Below are 16,741 nucleotides of genomic sequence, written 5' to 3' on the forward strand. Positions count from 1 at the left end.
CTCTTCGATTATTCGCTGTAGCAAAACAGAATCGACCATTCCTCGCCAACCCACAATGCCAACCTGCTTCATTTGCTTAATTTTAATTATGTTATGAGAGTGTTAATTTCACACGAAACTTCGTTGATAACGTTCTGAGACGTCAGGAGGCGCGGCTATAGTCTATCCAGCTCATGGACCGTACGTTCATTGACGATATTGCCCGTATTCAGCGTCGTTTTTGGCTCAAGTAAAACGACGCAGCACTCTTCAGTTAACGCTTCAGGACAATGCTCGGTTCCTTTCGGCACAATGATAAACTCACCCGCTTCAAGCACGATATCGCCCGTTCTTAACCCCATTCGCAAGCGGCCGCTGATAACAAGAAAAAGCTCATCCTCATGTTCATGATGATGCCAGTCAAACTTTCCGGCTAATTTAGCCAGTTTGACATACTCGTTATTAATTTCGCCGACAATTTTGGGGCTCCAGCATTCGCTGAATAGAGCAAAACTTTCTTTTAAATTAACTTTACGCACTCATCTTCTCCGTCACATATATAATCCAGATGGATTTATTTGGCATAAAAAAAGAACCGACAATGGGAGCGCGGCGCGCCACCGGAAGGTCGATATTCATTGCAAAAAAAACTCCGGCAGACCAAAGATAAATTGGCCGTAACATGGCCAGCTTTCTGGCGCTAACAACTGCTTCGCATTGCGGAAAAATACAGCGTAGGGAAGCCGGTGTTGTTGTTCGAAATAACAATACAGTCAGCCCGCATGCAGAACAATGGGTTTCCCGGTTACGGGCGGAATAATTTATCAATACAAAATCAATCGGCTGAATTTACTTCATTTTATTTATAAAAGAATTTTCCGCCTGGCTTTCAGGAGAGCGTTTTTGTTTCTTTAAGTGAACACATGCCCGCTCTTCGGCATTTTATCAGAGGGCGCCTGGCCAGATAATCACATGGAGGAGTTAACCTGGCTCGAGGTGACTCATCACCACCGTTGCGCTAATCGCCGTCTCCTTTGAGCTATATGTGTGCGCAACCTGCGCGGAGAAAGCGTAAAAATCCCCGGCTTCTAATGTGATGACTTCGTACTGACTAAAGCGCAGATGCAGGGTGCCGCTGTGAACCAGTATATGTTCATGCGACCCGTCTGAATGCCCGGGACTGTGGATGGTGACCTGCGGCTCCATTTGCAGCAACCATATCTCGGAGGTATTGCCGGGGCCGATGCGGAATTTCATCATTTGCGAATATTCGCCCGGCGCGGGACGATATTTATCAAAACAGGGATATATCCTGCTGCCGCCGCTCAGTAAATCGCCAACCGGTAAACGTAATGCTGTGGCGATAGCGTCCAGCGTATCGACACGGGGGCTGGAGGATCCTGACTCCAGTTTGGATAATGCCCCCTTTGAAACCCCTGACAATTTAGACAGGTCATTTAACGAAACCCCCCGTGACTGCCGCAGTCGTCTTATTTTATTACCGATATTTAATGACAACGCAGCAGGTTTATCGTGTCCTGAATCAGCCATTATTGCGACCCTCCCCGAGTGTGGTTTTCTCATATGAATAAATGCCCGCCCAGTTGTGATTGCGGTAAGGACATAACAATGCTGTCGCCGGCCTGATATATCATAGCTGCATCAACAGGCAGCAATTTATCACGCGCCCGCGATGCCTGGATACTCTATTTATCCATTCAGATGAACCACTTTGGGGTTTACAGGCTTCACGGGGGCCGTCTGGAAAACGGGAAATATTGCACCTCAAGTTAAATTTTAGCGCTCAGATGTTGATGGACTGCTTTGAACGATAAGCGGGCCTTCAATGATTTGTGTCAGACTCTCTGACGAGAATTCCAGTTGTCACGAGTAGTTTCCCGGATAGCGATGTTTGTCCTGGGATTTGAGTATTGGCGGCATCTTCCACGATGGTTTTAGATTCCGGCCAGGTAAGTGGCCGGAAGTCTCGCTTAACCCCTTTCCGAATACACTTTCAGCATGGCAAGGAGCGCCCGTCGTGCCGCATCGTCCGCGATATTTTCCGGCAGCGCATCAGCGCGCAGATTGATATAAGCATCAACCGCCTTTCTGATGGCGATGCTGACGGAGTCACGATCGTGCGTGGCCAGCGTGGAGGTCAGCAGGCCTTCAGGATCGATATTGTGACATTCAATGCGGCGAACCCCACGTTGCGGTAGATTGGCGCGACGGTACAGCATCGGTCCCAGCACTTGCTCACGGAAGAATGACAGCATACCAATCGCTTCGAAAAGTTCGCCCCTTCCCAGTTTAACCACCGCATAATGAAGCCAGATCCAGGCTCGGGACTCAAACCACTCCGGCGTCATGTCAGGCCAGTGGGCACTAAATTTTGCCAGCTGTCGCTCCAGGGCATGGCGATCGCGAGAAAATAACACCACCGGCTCCTCAACACGTTGAGTGAGCATGTCCAGGGTGACAAATTTCAGATCGACATGGAGGAGTTCAGGGCCATACAGGCATATCAGCAGGCGAGGCTCTCCGACATGTTCCCCGGTGAACGCATGCAGTAGGTTGCCTGGTGTTTCGGCGAACGCCACACGCTGCGCCATGATTTCATCATAGTAGAGAGGGTCTACTACAATGACAAAATCCAAATCGGAGTATTTATCAAATCCGCCATGAATAAGCGAGCCGCCCGCGAGCAGGGAGTGAATCCGGGCGTCAGACTGAACGTTAAGCTTGATTTGCTCTGCAAAACTTCTATGTAAATCGGGTAACGCATTAAGCATACTTTTTCCTGTTCACAAAAAATACAAAGCATTACAGAATATCGAGTTCGGTATATTCGGGCCAGATATTTTTGAAGGACGCATCGTTTCCTCATTTAGTCTCGTGTCCACTATGGGGGGAGAGCCTGAGCCACGTAGCCCGATCCTCCGCTACGCCTGCCGTCAGGGCTTTTCAGGCAGGATGGAAACGCTGGCGGATAATCCCGCCACCAGCTCAATCCCTTCCGGAATTTTGTCTAGCTGGATACGGACAGGGACTCGCTGCGCAAGCCGCACCCAACTGAAGGTGGGATTGACATCCGGCAGCCCCAGCCCGCCCGTCTCGTCATTGTTATCGTCGATCCCCCGGCCGATACTTTCCACATGCCCGGTGATGAGCGGGTCAAACCCCATCAGCGAAATGTGCGCAGCGCTGCCGACGCGGATATGATGCAGCTTGGTCTCTTCAAAATAGCCCACCACCCAGAAACTGTGCGCATCGACAATGGCGACCCTGGTCTCTCCCGCCGTGGCATAGTCGCCGGGGCGAAGCCGAAGATGCGTGACGTAGCCGGCAACCGGTGCGCGCACAGTCGCATGGGATAAATTCAGCTGCGCCAGTTCCAGCGCAGCCTGCGCCCCCTGGTAATTGGCCGCCGCGACGCGCGCTGCGCTGCCTGTTTGCTGGATGTCCTCGCCGGAAATGACTCCTTTGATGAGCGCGCGTCGCCGGGCCGCATCCTGGCGCATCACCATCTCATGACGCTTTGCCTCGACGTCGGCCTGCGCGCTGAGCACCGCCAGCTTTAGCCAACGCGGGTCGATGGCGTAAAGTACATCGCCACGGTTAACCCACTGATTATCCCGCACCGCCACGCTGCTCACCGGCCCGGAAACGTCCGGCGCAATCTGCACCACATCTGCCCGCACGCGGCCATCGCGCGTCCATGGCGTCTGCGCATACTGTTTCCAGAAAATAAACGCCACGAAAGCCGCCACCGCTACTGCGATTAACGTCAGCGCGTAACGGCCGAGCAAAGAGAATAAAGATTTCATGCGAATAACCCCAGTGTGGTCAGGCCCTGCAAAAGCAGGAAAAAGGTCACGATATAGGTTGAGACATCAAGCAACGGGCGTAAGGGCAGGCGGCGGTAAAGCCTGCTGACAGAGAAAAGCGGCACGAGTAACAGCGTACAGACCAGGGCAATGAGTGCGGTTAGCAGCAGGCCGGGGATAAAAACCCCGCCGATATTGATGTCATTGATCATGCGTCGGTTCCTCGTTTTGCGCTCGTAACGCACAGTGCAGATCGACCAGACTGTCGACAAGCTGGCGTGAATGTTCATCCGTCGTGGGCAAGCAGCTGTCCGCCATGGCGGCAATGCGCTCGCGTAAGGCTTCGGTCTCCGTTGTGTGGGTAAGACGATAAAGCACCTCGTGGATATCGCTGCCGGCGGGCGTTTCGCAGCGGCGCAGGCGCATCACGCAGAGACCTATGCGCAGAAAGTGCACCAGGCGATCGAGCGCCCGTGCGGAGGATTGCCCGCTGCGCGGCAAGCGTGGCAGCAGCAGGGCGACCCGGTCGATCATCAGATTGGTCCAGTGCGTTTCATCGCCTCTAAACGCGCCGTTCACGCTGCGACGAATATCGCGTTGGCACAGTTTCAGCAGACGGTTTATCGCCGCGTCCGCCTGCACGGTTTGCAGCAGACTCATGCCGATAACCGCAAAGCCGGTTGCCAAAAACAGGGCGATAGCGGTGTTGGCCGCGTCGGCGAAGTCCCCGCTGTAGCGCGCGCCCAGCTCGCAGAGCACAGGCAGCGTCAGGGTGATCCCCATCGCCATAAAGGTGGTGGGGGGGCGCGCCTGCAGCGATCCGGCAAGCAGATAGACTGGGGCAAGTACCGCCACCAGCACGGGGAAATCGCCGATCGGGGGAAGCAGGGCGAAGCTATAGATCAGGCTTATTATTACGCCCCAGACCGAGCCGATAATGTATTTCACAATATGCGGGGCCGGGGTGTCGAAACTGCCAAACAGCGTGCAGCAAACCCCCAGAATCGACACCGCCGTGCCGCCATCCGGCCAGGCGGAATAAATCCATGCCAGACAGCCGCTCAGGATGATGACAAACGCGCCCAGCGCCGTTCGGGCGGCACTGAGGGGATCGCGATGGAATACATATCCTTTCGCCGTACGGTCTTCCGCCTGCATTGTCGCGGGTCTGGCGTGATGGATGGCCTCTGAAAGCCGTTCGCACTGCTGCAGGAGGGCAATCGACTCAGCGATGTAGCGTAAGAAATTCACCTGCAGCGCATCCTCAAAGGTCAGCGTCTGCGCGGCGTATCGCTGTGCTAACTGTGCGCTGCGCTGTTGCAGCGTTTTCGCGGTGTTTTTGCGTTTTCCGCTATCGCCGCAATTCAGCCAGGCCTGAACGTCATCCAGCAGCGTCCGCGTATCGGCGGGCATCTGCGCGATCGCCTGCAAACGGTCGCGTAATTCACCGTTGACAATGACTAACCGCGCCAGCCGGTCATGGAGCGCTTTCCTGGCCTGGCGGACCGGCACCGAAAGAGCGAAATCATATGGGATGTGGTGGCTGATACCCTGCAGGAACTGCAGCGCCAGCGCCAGGTGCAGCGGTTCTGACTGCGCATCGGACTTGCCTGCCAGCGTGTCGGCAATCCGCTGTCGCGCGGCGTCAAGCGTTTGCGCTAATTTGCTGTTGAACAATCCTGATATCCGGGTAGGCAGAATGTAGCGGTGGATCAGCGCGGCGCAGGCGATGCCAATCACGATCTCCTGTACCCGGATGATGGCGATGTTAAACACCGTGCCGGGATCGGCGACGGCGGGAAAACCAATCAGACTTGCGGTATAACCGGCCAGCACAAAGGCATAGGCGCGGGGTGTGCGTTCAAGTAGTGACAAATAGAGGCAGAAGGTGATCCAGCCTGTCAGCATCACGCTGCATAAAATCGGCGTATTCACAAACGTGGGCACAATCAATACCGTGGCCCCCGCGCCGGCCACGGTACCCGCCAGGCGATAGAGGCTCCTGCTCAGGGAGGCGCCTACCGAAGTTTGCGACACGATATAGACGGTGATGATCGCCCACGAGGGCCGTTCAAGGCCAATCGCCAGGGCGAGGTAATACGCGAGCATCGCGGCGGCAAAACTCCTGATCGAATAGAGCAGGGCATGGGCATCGCTCAGCAGCGCGGGCGTGGCCATGCGACCTGACCAACGGCTTATCGCGTGCAAAAGAGGGCTGTGATGGAAAGATAATTTGCTCATGGCGGGAATTATTCCCGCTTTGCGTAGGTCCTTAAATACTCTATTCTGTCAAAAAATACCTAAATGTTGCCAATAAAATGCCATCCAGACTCGCCCATACCCTGTTTGATCCCGATAGCACGTCGAACCCGGCCGTCGCGCGGCATATTGATTTCGTTGATTATGCGGCAGAAGTGCCGGTTCATACCCACCGCAAAGGCCAGCTGATCGTTGCCCTCTATGGGGCGGTGATTTGTCGCGCGGAAAACGATATCTGGATAGTGCCGCCAGACTGCGCGGTGTGGATCCCCGGCGGGATCCCGCACAGTGCCAAAGCGACATGGAATGCGCATCTCAACTATTTGTTTATTGAACCCGGCGCCGCCGCGCTGCCGGAGAAATGCTGCACCCTGGCGATTTCACCGCTGATTAAAGAGCTCGTCGACCGCCTAACGACTGAGGAGGTTGATTATCCGGCGGAGAGCCATGTCGGCCGATTGATCAGAGTGACGCTTGATGAACTTGCCGCCATGCCGCAGCAGAAATTAAGCCTGCCGGTTTCGGCGCACCCTAAGATCCGCGCTATGGCGGATGCGCTGGTCAGCCACCCGGAGGATCGCAGCACCTTTAAAGTCTGGGCGAAACGGCTGGCGCTCAGCGAGCGCTCATTAGCCCGCCTGATGCTGCGCGAAACCGGGCTGACCTTTGGGCGATGGCGTCAGCAGCTGCATTTGATTATTGCCCTTCGGGAGCTGGCAAGCGGGGTATCGGTGCAAAACGTGGCGGCTAATCTGGGCTATGAGTCGGTAAACGCGTTTATCACTATGTTCAGAAAAACGATGGGCAGCACGCCCGCGCACTATTTTGCCGGTCGAAGAACGGCGGAGCCCGCAGTGACGCCTGGCCTTGATAAGGTGTGAGGTGAAGCTGGCAGTATGCCGCCAGCCAAACTGTTCGGGGCAGAGACTGCAATGGGATCAACGCTGAGAGCGTAAGCCTTTTTCCGACAGGGGAGCGGATTGCTGGCGTAACCCCTGCGTTTGCGCGCAGCCGATACTGCGTCGCCATGCGCCGGGCGCCTGGCCGAACTGACGCTTGAAGCTGCGGTTGAAGGACTGCTGGGAGTCAAAGCCGAGGGCGATCGCCACGTTCAAAATCGGTTCGTCGCTGTGGGCTAAGCGCTCGACCGATTTTTGTAACTTTTGCGCCCGAATATACTCGGCGAGGGGATAACCGGTATGCTCCTTAAATAGCCGCTGCAGATGCCATTTCGAATAACCGGCTCGCCTGGCGACGGTGCCAATGTCAAGCCGGCTATCAAGATTGTTGTCGATCCAGTCGAGTAAATCGTGAATGAATGCGCCAGTGTTCATCTTGTCTCCTCAACGCAGTGTATTAAAAAGCATCTTTATCTGTTGCATTTAAAGGTGGCCCGTTTTTGCGTTAATTGCAAGTTTTATTGTTGCATTTAAATCCCCGGTGAAAACGCGCCTTTTTCCTGTGCCAGGAATAGCACATAAAGTGCAACAATTATTCTTGCACTAAATTTAGCGCCTTCCTACAATCGCCGCGATAGTGTATTTGCAATTGTTACAGTTTTGTGGCGATGAACGACACAAATGGCCTTAAGCCAGCCCGGACAAAGGAAGTGGCGCGGCGTCTTCCGCTGCGTCTTGCCCGGCGGCTACCAATACCGGAATAAAAATAATGAGCCTGCAAAAAACCTGGGGTAACTTTCATCTGACTGTGCCGGGCGTGATGTTACTCTCCGCGCTCCTCGTCGGATGCGATGAGGGAGTCGCGCAAAACGCCGCGCCGCAAGCGCCCGCGGTCAGCGCCGCTGACGTGGTCGTCAAATCCATCAGCCAGTGGGATAGCTTCAACGGTCGGATTGAAGCGGTGGAAAGCGTTCAGCTCCGACCCCGCGTCTCCGGCTACATTGATAAAGTGAATTACACCGACGGCCAGGAGGTGAAAAAGGGCGAGGTGCTGTTTACTATCGATGACAGAACCTATCGCGCCGCGCTGGAACAGGCGCAGGCGACGCTGGCGAGAGCCAAAACCCAGGCCAGCCTGGCGCGAAGCGAGGCTAATCGTACCGATAAATTAGTCAATACCAATCTGGTTTCCCGCGAAGAGTGGGAGCAGCGCCGTGCGGCGGCCACCCAGGCGCAGGCCGACATCCGCGCCGCGCAGGCGGCGGTCGACGCCGCGCAGCTTAACCTGGATTTCACCAAAGTGACCGCGCCTATCGATGGCCGCGCCAGCCGCGCGTTGATCACCAGCGGTAACCTGGTCACGGCTGGCGACAGCGCCAGCGTCCTGACCACGCTGGTATCGCAAAAGACGGTTTACGTCTACTTTGACGTGGACGAGTCGACCTACCTTCACTATCAAAGTCTCGCCCGCAGCGGGCAGGGCGCGTCGAGCAATCACCTGGCGCTGCCGGTTGAGATTGGCCTTGTTGGCGAAGAGGGTTACCCCCATCAGGGGAAAGTGGATTTTCTTGATAATCAGTTAACGCCGAGTACCGGCACGATCCGGATGCGCGCGCTGCTGGATAACGCCCAGCGTCAGTTCACGCCGGGGCTCTTTGCCCGCGTCCGCCTGCCGGGCAGCGCGGAGTTCAACGCCACGCTTATCGATGACAAAGCGGTGTTGACCGATCAGGATCGTAAATATGTTTATGTCGTTGATAAAGAGGGTAAAGCGCAGCGTCGTGATATTACGCCGGGGCGTCTGGCGGACGGTTTGCGCATCGTGCAGCAGGGGCTGAAGCCTGGCGATAAAGTCATCGTCGAGGGTTTGCAAAAAGTGTTTATGCCGGGGATGCCGGTTAACGCGAAAACCGTGGCTATGACCGCCAGCACCGCCCTTAACTGATCCCTTATCTGAGAATCCGACCCATGGACTTTTCCCGCTTTTTTATCGACAGGCCAATTTTCGCCGCGGTGCTGTCGATTCTGATTTTTATCACCGGATTAATCGCCATCCCGCTGCTGCCGGTCAGCGAATATCCTGACGTCGTGCCGCCCAGCGTGCAGGTGCGCGCGGAGTATCCCGGCGCCAACCCGAAAGTGATCGCTGAGACCGTGGCGACGCCGCTGGAAGAGGCGATCAACGGCGTTGAAAACATGATGTACATGAAATCCGTCGCCGGATCCGACGGCGTGCTGGTGACCACCGTCACCTTCCGTCCGGGTACCGACCCGGATCAGGCGCAGGTCCAGGTGCAAAACCGGGTATCGCAGGCCGAAGCGCGTCTGCCGGAAGATGTGCGGCGTTTGGGGATCACCACCCAGAAGCAGTCGCCGACGCTGACGCTGGTGGTGCATCTGTTTTCGCCCGGCGGTAAATACGACTCTCTGTATATGCGTAACTACGCCACGCTTAAGGTGAAGGATGAACTGGCGCGCCTGCCCGGCGTCGGCCAAATTCAGATTTTTGGCTCGGGCGAATACGCGATGCGCGTCTGGCTCGATCCCAATAAAGTGGCGGCGCGCGGGCTGACAGCATCGGATGTGGTCACGGCGATGCAGGAGCAAAACGTCCAGGTTTCCGCCGGGCAGCTTGGCGCCGAGCCGCTGCCGAAAGAGAGCGATTTCCTGATCTCCATTAATGCCCAGGGGCGTCTGCATACCGAAGAAGAGTTTGGCAATATTATTCTCAAAACGGCGCAGGACGGCTCGCTGGTGCGCCTGCGCGACGTGGCGCGTATCGAAATGGGCTCCGGCAGCTACGCGCTGCGTTCTCAACTGAACAATAAAGATGCGGTCGGAATTGGTATCTTCCAGTCGCCGGGGGCGAACGCCATCGATCTCTCGAACGCGGTGCGCGCCAAAATGGACGAGCTGTCGAAGCGTTTCCCGCAGGATATGCAATGGGCGGCGCCTTACGACCCGACGGTGTTTGTTCGCGACTCCATTCGCGCGGTCGTGCAAACGCTGCTGGAAGCGGTGGTGCTGGTGGTGCTGGTGGTGATCCTGTTCCTGCAAACTTGGCGCGCGTCGATTATTCCGCTGATCGCGGTGCCGGTCTCGGTGGTGGGAACCTTCAGCATTCTCTACCTGCTGGGCTTCTCGTTGAATACCCTGAGCTTGTTCGGGCTGGTGCTGGCTATCGGCATCGTGGTGGATGACGCCATCGTAGTGGTGGAAAACGTCGAGCGAAATATCGAGGAGGGGCTGGCTCCCCTTGCCGCGGCGCATCAGGCGATGCGTGAAGTGTCTGGGCCGATCATTGCCATTGCGCTGGTGCTGTGCGCGGTGTTCGTCCCGATGGCGTTTCTCTCGGGCGTGACCGGTCAGTTCTATAAGCAGTTTGCGGTGACGATCGCGATTTCCACGGTGATTTCGGCCATCAACTCGCTGACGCTCTCTCCGGCGCTGGCCGCGCTGCTATTGAAGCCGCACGGCGCGCCGAAGGACTTCCCGACCCGGCTTATCGATCGTCTGTTCGGCTGGATCTTCCGTCCGTTTAACCGCTTTTTCCACCGCAGCTCGAACGGCTATCAGGGGCTGGTGGGTAAAACGCTCGGACGACGCGGGGCGGTGTTTGCGGTGTATCTGCTGCTGCTCTGCGCCGCAGGCGTCATGTTTAAAATCGTCCCCGGCGGGTTTATTCCGACTCAGGATAAGCTGTACTTAATCGGCGGCGTGAAAATGCCGGAAGGATCTTCGCTGGCGCGCACCGATGCGGTGATCCGTAAAATGAGCGAAATCGGGATGAATACCGAAGGCGTGGACTATGCGGTCGCGTTCCCGGGGCTGAATGCGCTGCAGTTCACCAATACGCCGAATACCGGGACGGTCTTCTTTGGCCTGAAGCCGTTCGACCAGCGTAAACATTCGGCGGCGGAAATTAACGCCGAGATTAACGCCAAAATCGCGCAAATCCAGCAGGGCTTTGGCTTCTCGATTTTGCCGCCGCCGATTTTAGGGCTGGGTCAGGGCTCCGGCTATTCGCTCTATATTCAGGACCGGGCAGGTCTTGGCTACGGCGCGCTGCAAAGCGCGGTGAACGCGATGTCCGGTACGATTATGCAGACGCCGGGGATGCATTTCCCGATCTCCACCTACCAGGCTAACGTTCCGCAACTGGATGTGCAGGTCGATCGTGATAAGGCGAAAGCGCAGGGCGTGTCGTTGACCGATCTGTTCGGTACGCTGCAAACCTATCTGGGCTCCTCTTATGTCAATGACTTTAACCAGTTCGGGCGTACCTGGCGCGTCATGGCGCAGGCCGACGGTCCGTTCCGCGAAAGCGTGGAGGATATTGCCAATTTGCGTACCCGCAATAATCAGGGCGAAATGGTGCCGATCGGCAGTATGGTAAATATCAGCACCACCTACGGACCGGACCCGGTGATTCGCTACAATGGTTATCCGGCAGCGGATCTGATTGGCGACGCCGACCCTCGCGTACTCTCTTCCTCGCAAGCGATGACGCAGCTTAACGAGATGTCTAAACAGATATTGCCGAACGGGATGAATATTGAATGGACGGACCTGAGCTTCCAGCAGGCCACCCAGGGCAATACGGCGCTGATCGTCTTCCCGGTGGCGGTACTACTGGCGTTTTTGGTGCTGGCGGCGCTGTATGAAAGCTGGACGCTGCCGCTGGCGGTGATCCTTATCGTACCGATGACGATGCTGTCTGCGCTGTTTGGCGTCTGGCTGACCGGGGGCGATAACAACGTGTTCGTGCAGGTGGGTCTGGTGGTGCTGATGGGGCTGGCCTGTAAAAACGCGATTCTGATCGTCGAGTTTGCCCGCGAGCTGGAAATGCAGGGGAAAGGGATCATGGAAGCGGCGCTGGAAGCGTGCCGCCTGCGTTTACGCCCGATCGTGATGACCTCCATCGCCTTTATCGCCGGGACCATCCCGCTGATCCTCGGCCACGGCGCGGGCGCGGAAGTCCGTGGCGTCACCGGGATTACGGTATTCTCCGGGATGCTGGGGGTGACGCTGTTTGGTCTGTTCCTGACTCCGGTGTTCTATGTGACGCTGCGTAAATTCGTGACGCGCGGTAAACCGGTAGAGGACGTTTCGCCGGCGTAGGGTGCGGCAGATAACAAAAAACCGTCTTCACAGTGAAGGCGGTTTTTTTTGCGCTCAAGGAAAATTAATGGGCTTCTTTATACTTGGCGATAAGTTCAGGCACCGGATCGCACCCGCTGGTATCGGCTTTTTTCACTTCTTCCAGCGCACTTGCCACGGTGTGGCGCGCCAGTACCTGTAGCGAAGCCTGTTCCGCTTCATCGGCGATAGATTTGAAGTACCAGCACGCATTCGCGCTGACCACGCAGCGGGCGGGGACGTCAGGACGCGACGCCCAGAGCTTTTTATCTTCGATGACGGAGACGTAGATATCGCGTAGGGTGATCTCTTCCGCCGGGCGGCCAAGATGAATAGAGCCGTTGCGGCCAAGCGTAGAGACGATGATGCCGTCACGGGTAAGAGGAACCATGAGTTTGCGGATAAAGCTCGGGTTGGCTTCCAGACCGTAGGCCAGAATCGCACTCGTCGAACGTTCACCCAACTGCTCCGCCATTGCTACGCTGAGAACCATCTGCAAAGCTGTCGGGAAGCGGTAATCTAACATTTTTTTATCCTGGGTAGCGGTGAATCTTGTTCTTTTTGGCACCGCAGAGGTGAGTAAGCAATAAACAACAATATACCAAATACGGTAATTTTTTTGAAGCAATCTGCGCTTTAGCCACTATGTAAAAAAGCGTGAGTGAGATCGGGGGCTAGCTGACGCCTCACGCCATGGCTGAGGCATTGATGAAAAATGTATCAGCAAAATCATGGGTTCATCACTTCTAATACCCGCTCGGGCACATAGGACCGCTGTGGTCTTAATGGCAGTTTACCGTTGACGTTGAATAAGGTGGGTAGCCATCCCCCAACTGAGCGCGGCGCCTTTGCCGTCCATAAAATCGAGAACAGAGTAACTCGCATTGGGGTGAGCATAGCGAGAGAAGTTATCGAGAGTCCCTTCTTTAAGTATCGCCAGTACGCCCTGACTGACATGCCCGTGAGAAACAACACAGACGATCTGATGTTCATTGGTATTTTGCAGGTGTTGTAAGAAATTTATCACGCGTCCTGTGGCCTGAGCTAACGACTCTCCCTCCGGGGGACAATACGCTGCATCACGGGCGAGCAACGCATCTGCATCATGCGGATTGTCTCGCCTGAAGTGCTCGAAAGATATCCCTTCAAAGCAACCAAATGACTGTTCCTTAAGAGATGCTTCAACTTTTAGCGGGCAGCCAAGACCTTGAGACAGCTTCAGCCCCATGTGCCAGGCGCGCCCAAGCGGGGAGCTGTAAACACATTCTATCGGATATGCCTCTTTCGTCAGCGCTGTCAGTAACGCCGCTGTTTCTTGCATACCGCGGTGGGTTACGACGCTGTCGCGATGTCCCTGAATAATTCCTTTTTGATTCCACTCGGTTTCTGCGTGCCTCACCCATATCACTTTCATCGTATTTGAGATCCGTTATCCAACGTGACGACCGTTTGTTATTTGCTTTAGCGAAATGCTTCGCCAGGCTCAGGGCGAGAGTGTCCGCTTCTTGCCATTTGACTCCGGAGTACCCTGATGGAATACCATTTTCCATTGGCCATTCCCTGACATTTCCCAGCATGAGGAACGAAGAGATGCACGGCTGCCATCTTGATGAAAAGTCCTGTAGTGTAAGATTGCGAAATTATCTCTAACGCTGATAAGTCTGAAATCTCGACTGAGAAGAGGCGGAACATATTCTTCAGTAGAAAGTGCCGCTATTGTTTCAGCACGATCAACTAGCACACCCGATCGTGTTATTTCTCTAAATTCCTCATGAAGTATCTGCTCAAGCCATTCCCGCTCTTTGCGCTTGTCGCCATGAAGAGAACATTCGAGTCCTTTAAGCGTCTCCAGAAGCACAGTGTTTGTCCTCATAACCTCGGTCATTAACTCTTAGGGCAATAATCGCTGGAAAGCAATATCCGCTCCTGGCTATCACTTATTTGGCGACCAGATAACCCGCTTCACTGCGTCGCCATCATGGTCTAACAGAAAGGTGCAGGAATAAACGGGGCTATGCCACGCGTAAGCTGGGACGTACCGATGAGGGCATCGGCTACTATCAGCGTTCAATCGCGCTCGATCCGACCTATGCCAAAGTACGTGAATATCTTGGTGAAGCATGGCTGGCGAAAGGTCGTCCTGACCTGGCAAAAGCGCAATTGAAAACTATCGCCGCGCTGTGCGGCCATAGCTGCGAGGAGTACCGGGATCTCCAGGCTGCGATCGACGGTCATCCTGAGTCCTGAATAAGGAGATGAGGATAAAAAAATCACGATCAGCGACGTCCGTCAGCATCTTGCTGAACATCTGACACGCCTGTGGCGTTATGGGCTGGTTCTGACGCGTAACCGTGAAGTTGCCGAAGAACTGGTTCTGTGTACCTGTGTCCGCGCGCTTGAAAAAAGCGCGCAGTTCACCCCTGGCACACGCATAGATCGCTGGTTATTTACAATTCTGCATTCCATCTGAATATCAGAAGTGCGCGCCCGCCGGGTGCGTCAGGGGCGGGGGTTCGTCGAAAGCGATGATTTACTGGCGCCGGATACAGACGAACAGGATGAGGCTCGTCTGCACTATGTGAAGTTCAATGGGTGTTTTCCTGGCATTGATACTGTTGCTGGCCGGGCTGGCACATAACAAAAGGGGATTGATTAACGATCCGTGAGCGAAGACAGGCACGATACGCATCATGGTGATAATCCTTGCAGTGTTTAGCGGGTAAACGTGCGCGCTGTTTTTTATAGGATTCAAGGTTTATGGCCCTTGTATCAATGCGGTTAACGTGACTTATTTCCCGGTGATGAACTATAAATTCTTTATTGTTTTATTAAATTTCATGTTTTATCGAAATTATCACATAAAAAATCTAATACACCCTTAAAGAAAACCCACTTAATCTCACCCGATTTTTTCTGTAACCTGTCACTATAACAAAATACGGTCATGCAAGAAAAATCGACGCTGTTTTATTATGCATTCATAAGAGTATGGAGAGAAAATGAGTTTGATTTTGGCAATGTTTATGTTCGCTCTGACGATGTCCTTTTCGCCAGGTCCGGTGAATATGGTTATTATATCTTCAGGGGCGAACCATGGATTTAGAAAAACCCTTCCGTTTGTTTCAGGTGCTACCATAGGATTTACGCTATTACTTATCCTTGTCGGTTTTGGGTTCTATGCCGTTATCGAGTCGTATCCACTCTTCTTAAAATATCTTAATATCGCCGGTTCAGCATTTATTATATTTGTGGGTTATAAGATAGCTTCGTCCCAACCTGAGTTATCTCTGAAAAAAACAGATACCCCAGGTTTCGTTCAGGGTTTTTTACTCCAGTGGCTCAATCCTAAAGCCTGGATCGCCTGTGCATCTGGGGTGGCGCTATTTTCTGATTCGTCAACCCACACAATGCTGATTACCTTTATAATTATCTATTTTTCAGTGTGTTACATCTCTCTGGCTGCATGGGCAATACTGGGAAATAAAGTATCAACATTACTAAGTAGCGCTCAGCGGATCCGTGTATTTAACGTCCTGATGGGTGGGTTACTGATCATGACCGCTTGCTATATGCTCTCTTTTCAATGATCGGCTTCCCATTTATTGATGCCGGCTTAACTGCCTGGCAATGAACGCCAGGCGTTCAGTCGTTCGCCTGTTTGTTAGTTAATCTAATATATGATGCTCAAAAGCGTGGTAAATTTTATTTATTAAGGTGTAGGCGATGCTGCTGGTCGAGATATTGGAGGGCCAAATGGCATAAACTTTCAGTGGTTCTAATGACCAGTCGGGGAGTACCTCCTGCATTTCTTCGCGCTGAATATCCTCTTTACTGAGATAGGCAGGAGGAGCAACTAACCCTACCTGTTGTTTTGCCAGCGCATAGGCGGCCTCGACATTATCAACGTAAACCGTTGGGGTGTACTTTATGATGGCCACTTCACCATTAGTATGTCTGAACTCTCGGCTGTTCTGTCGCATAGTCAGACCAATCCAGGGCATTTTTGCTAAATCATCAGGATGGTTGACAGGTTTGTAATTGCTTAACCATTGCTTTGATGCCACCACTTTTCGCGGCAATACAAAAAGATGCCGTGCTTTGAGCGAGCTGTCCGGCAGATCGCCAATACGAAATGCCACATCAATACTTTCCGCAATGATGTCTTTACGCGTATCGCTATAGGAAATATTCAGACAAACATCCGGATATTCTTTTATAAAAGCGGCAAGATGGTGCGTAAATACACTATTTTGAAAAACGGCAGGTAGCGAAATATGCAGTTTATTGGTTGTTGAAATGGTACGCTGTTTAAATTCGATAAATCCCTTTTCATAGAGCTCGAGCATAGCATTTGCTGTCTCGAGCAAACTTGCGCCATCGTGAGTCAGGGAGAGCTTGCGGGTATTTCTGTAGAGCAACGCGCTGCCAAGATTTCGCTCAAGCTTAGAGAGATGCGTGCTTGCCGTCGCGGTAGTCAGCCCTAAAGCGTCTGCACCACCTGAAATTGAACCTGCCTCTACAATTTTTGCAAAAACAATCAGGTAACGGATGTCATCGATCATTTACATTCCTGTGGCGGCAAAGTAGCGCTAAGACTGAGATTTATCCAGTCAATCATACAGTTAGCATATCCTGATT

At 53.9% G+C, this 16,741-nt stretch carries 15 protein-coding genes and 3 pseudogenes; 6 read left to right on the plus strand and 12 right to left on the minus strand.

Annotation, left to right across the window (positions count from 1 at the left end):
* The 7 genes and pseudogenes from IYV58_RS28315 to IYV58_RS12340 form a co-directional block, all read right to left on the minus strand.
* A pseudogene (locus tag IYV58_RS28315) lies at window positions 1–72 on the minus strand (hypothetical protein); the annotation flags it as partial.
* An 83-nt stretch (window positions 73–155) separates the two neighbouring features.
* Entirely contained in the window at window positions 156–518 is a 363-nt protein-coding gene (locus tag IYV58_RS12315) for a cupin domain-containing protein (protein WP_004121031.1), read from the minus strand.
* 442 nt (window positions 519–960) lie between these two features.
* A complete protein-coding gene (locus IYV58_RS12320) occupies window positions 961–1,530 on the minus strand; it encodes an XRE family transcriptional regulator (protein WP_004121027.1) in 570 nt (189 codons plus the stop codon).
* A gap of 440 nt (window positions 1,531–1,970) precedes the next feature.
* The gene (locus tag IYV58_RS12325; RefSeq protein ID WP_049114494.1) at window positions 1,971–2,771 is read right to left on the minus strand and encodes a hypothetical protein; all 801 of its coding nucleotides are present in this window, start codon (window positions 2,769–2,771) and stop codon (window positions 1,971–1,973) included.
* A 162-nt stretch (window positions 2,772–2,933) separates the two neighbouring features.
* Window positions 2,934–3,806 carry an efflux RND transporter periplasmic adaptor subunit gene (locus tag IYV58_RS12330; protein WP_087829520.1) on the minus strand — a complete coding sequence of 291 codons (873 nt, stop codon included), beginning with the start codon at window positions 3,804–3,806 and terminating at the stop codon, window positions 2,934–2,936.
* Window positions 3,803–4,018, minus strand: coding sequence for a DUF1656 domain-containing protein (locus IYV58_RS12335; RefSeq protein ID WP_004121021.1), 216 nt, complete (start codon window positions 4,016–4,018; stop codon window positions 3,803–3,805). The genes IYV58_RS12330 and IYV58_RS12335 overlap by 4 nt, the downstream gene beginning before the upstream one ends.
* Window positions 4,008–6,047 carry an FUSC family protein gene (locus tag IYV58_RS12340; protein ID WP_087829518.1) on the minus strand — a complete coding sequence of 680 codons (2,040 nt, stop codon included), beginning with the start codon at window positions 6,045–6,047 and terminating at the stop codon, window positions 4,008–4,010. The genes IYV58_RS12335 and IYV58_RS12340 overlap by 11 nt, the downstream gene beginning before the upstream one ends.
* A 77-nt stretch (window positions 6,048–6,124) precedes the next feature.
* Between IYV58_RS12340 and IYV58_RS12345 the strand changes: the two genes are divergently transcribed.
* Complete coding sequence (locus IYV58_RS12345) at window positions 6,125–6,946, plus strand: AraC family transcriptional regulator (protein WP_004121019.1); 822 nt, start codon at window positions 6,125–6,127, stop codon at window positions 6,944–6,946.
* A 57-nt stretch (window positions 6,947–7,003) separates the two neighbouring features.
* On the opposite strand, the gene IYV58_RS12350 is transcribed toward IYV58_RS12345, so the two are convergent.
* The gene (locus tag IYV58_RS12350; protein WP_004121018.1) at window positions 7,004–7,399 is read right to left on the minus strand and encodes a helix-turn-helix domain-containing protein; all 396 of its coding nucleotides are present in this window, start codon (window positions 7,397–7,399) and stop codon (window positions 7,004–7,006) included.
* A gap of 334 nt (window positions 7,400–7,733) precedes the next feature.
* Here IYV58_RS12350 and IYV58_RS12355 point away from each other — a divergent pair, with 334 nt between their 5' ends.
* Together IYV58_RS12355 and oqxB are read left to right on the plus strand one after the other, a co-directional pair.
* Window positions 7,734–8,909: an efflux RND transporter periplasmic adaptor subunit gene (locus IYV58_RS12355; RefSeq protein WP_004121017.1), complete on the plus strand. Its 1,176-nt coding sequence runs from the start codon at window positions 7,734–7,736 to the stop codon at window positions 8,907–8,909.
* 23 nt (window positions 8,910–8,932) lie between these two features.
* On the plus strand, window positions 8,933–12,085 hold the full coding sequence (gene oqxB, locus IYV58_RS12360; RefSeq protein WP_004121016.1) for a multidrug efflux RND transporter permease subunit OqxB: 3,153 nt from the start codon (window positions 8,933–8,935) through the stop codon (window positions 12,083–12,085).
* Window positions 12,086–12,149: 64 nt separating this feature from the next.
* Here the strand turns inward: oqxB and IYV58_RS12365 are convergent, their stop codons facing one another.
* The 3 genes from IYV58_RS12365 to IYV58_RS12375 form a co-directional block, all read right to left on the minus strand.
* Window positions 12,150–12,629, minus strand: coding sequence for an RrF2 family transcriptional regulator (locus tag IYV58_RS12365; protein ID WP_004121015.1), 480 nt, complete (start codon window positions 12,627–12,629; stop codon window positions 12,150–12,152).
* A gap of 267 nt (window positions 12,630–12,896) precedes the next feature.
* Window positions 12,897–13,517, minus strand: a complete 621-nt coding sequence (locus IYV58_RS12370; protein WP_004121014.1) for a histidine phosphatase family protein — start codon at window positions 13,515–13,517, stop codon at window positions 12,897–12,899.
* 69 nt (window positions 13,518–13,586) lie between these two features.
* A complete protein-coding gene (locus tag IYV58_RS12375) occupies window positions 13,587–13,988 on the minus strand; it encodes a nuclear transport factor 2 family protein (RefSeq protein WP_259474222.1) in 402 nt (133 codons plus the stop codon).
* A 116-nt stretch (window positions 13,989–14,104) separates the two neighbouring features.
* On the opposite strand from IYV58_RS12375, the pseudogene IYV58_RS12380 reads away from it, so the two are divergent.
* The 3 genes and pseudogenes from IYV58_RS12380 to IYV58_RS12390 all read left to right on the plus strand — a co-directional run.
* Window positions 14,105–14,350, plus strand: a pseudogene (locus IYV58_RS12380) (tetratricopeptide repeat protein); the annotation flags it as partial.
* Window positions 14,351–14,378: 28 nt separating this feature from the next.
* Window positions 14,379–14,687, plus strand: a pseudogene (locus IYV58_RS12385) (sigma factor); the annotation flags it as partial.
* 415 nt (window positions 14,688–15,102) lie between these two features.
* Entirely contained in the window at window positions 15,103–15,690 is a 588-nt protein-coding gene (locus IYV58_RS12390; RefSeq protein WP_049115665.1) for a LysE family translocator, read from the plus strand.
* Window positions 15,691–15,768: 78 nt separating this feature from the next.
* Here IYV58_RS12390 and IYV58_RS12395 read toward each other — a convergent pair whose 3' ends face one another.
* Complete coding sequence (locus IYV58_RS12395; RefSeq protein ID WP_004121011.1) at window positions 15,769–16,665, minus strand: LysR family transcriptional regulator; 897 nt, start codon at window positions 16,663–16,665, stop codon at window positions 15,769–15,771.
* Between the last annotated feature and the right edge of the window lie 76 nt (window positions 16,666–16,741).

Source organism: Klebsiella sp. BDA134-6 (assembly GCF_015601345.1).
Lineage (GTDB): Bacteria > Pseudomonadota > Gammaproteobacteria > Enterobacterales > Enterobacteriaceae > Klebsiella > Klebsiella grimontii.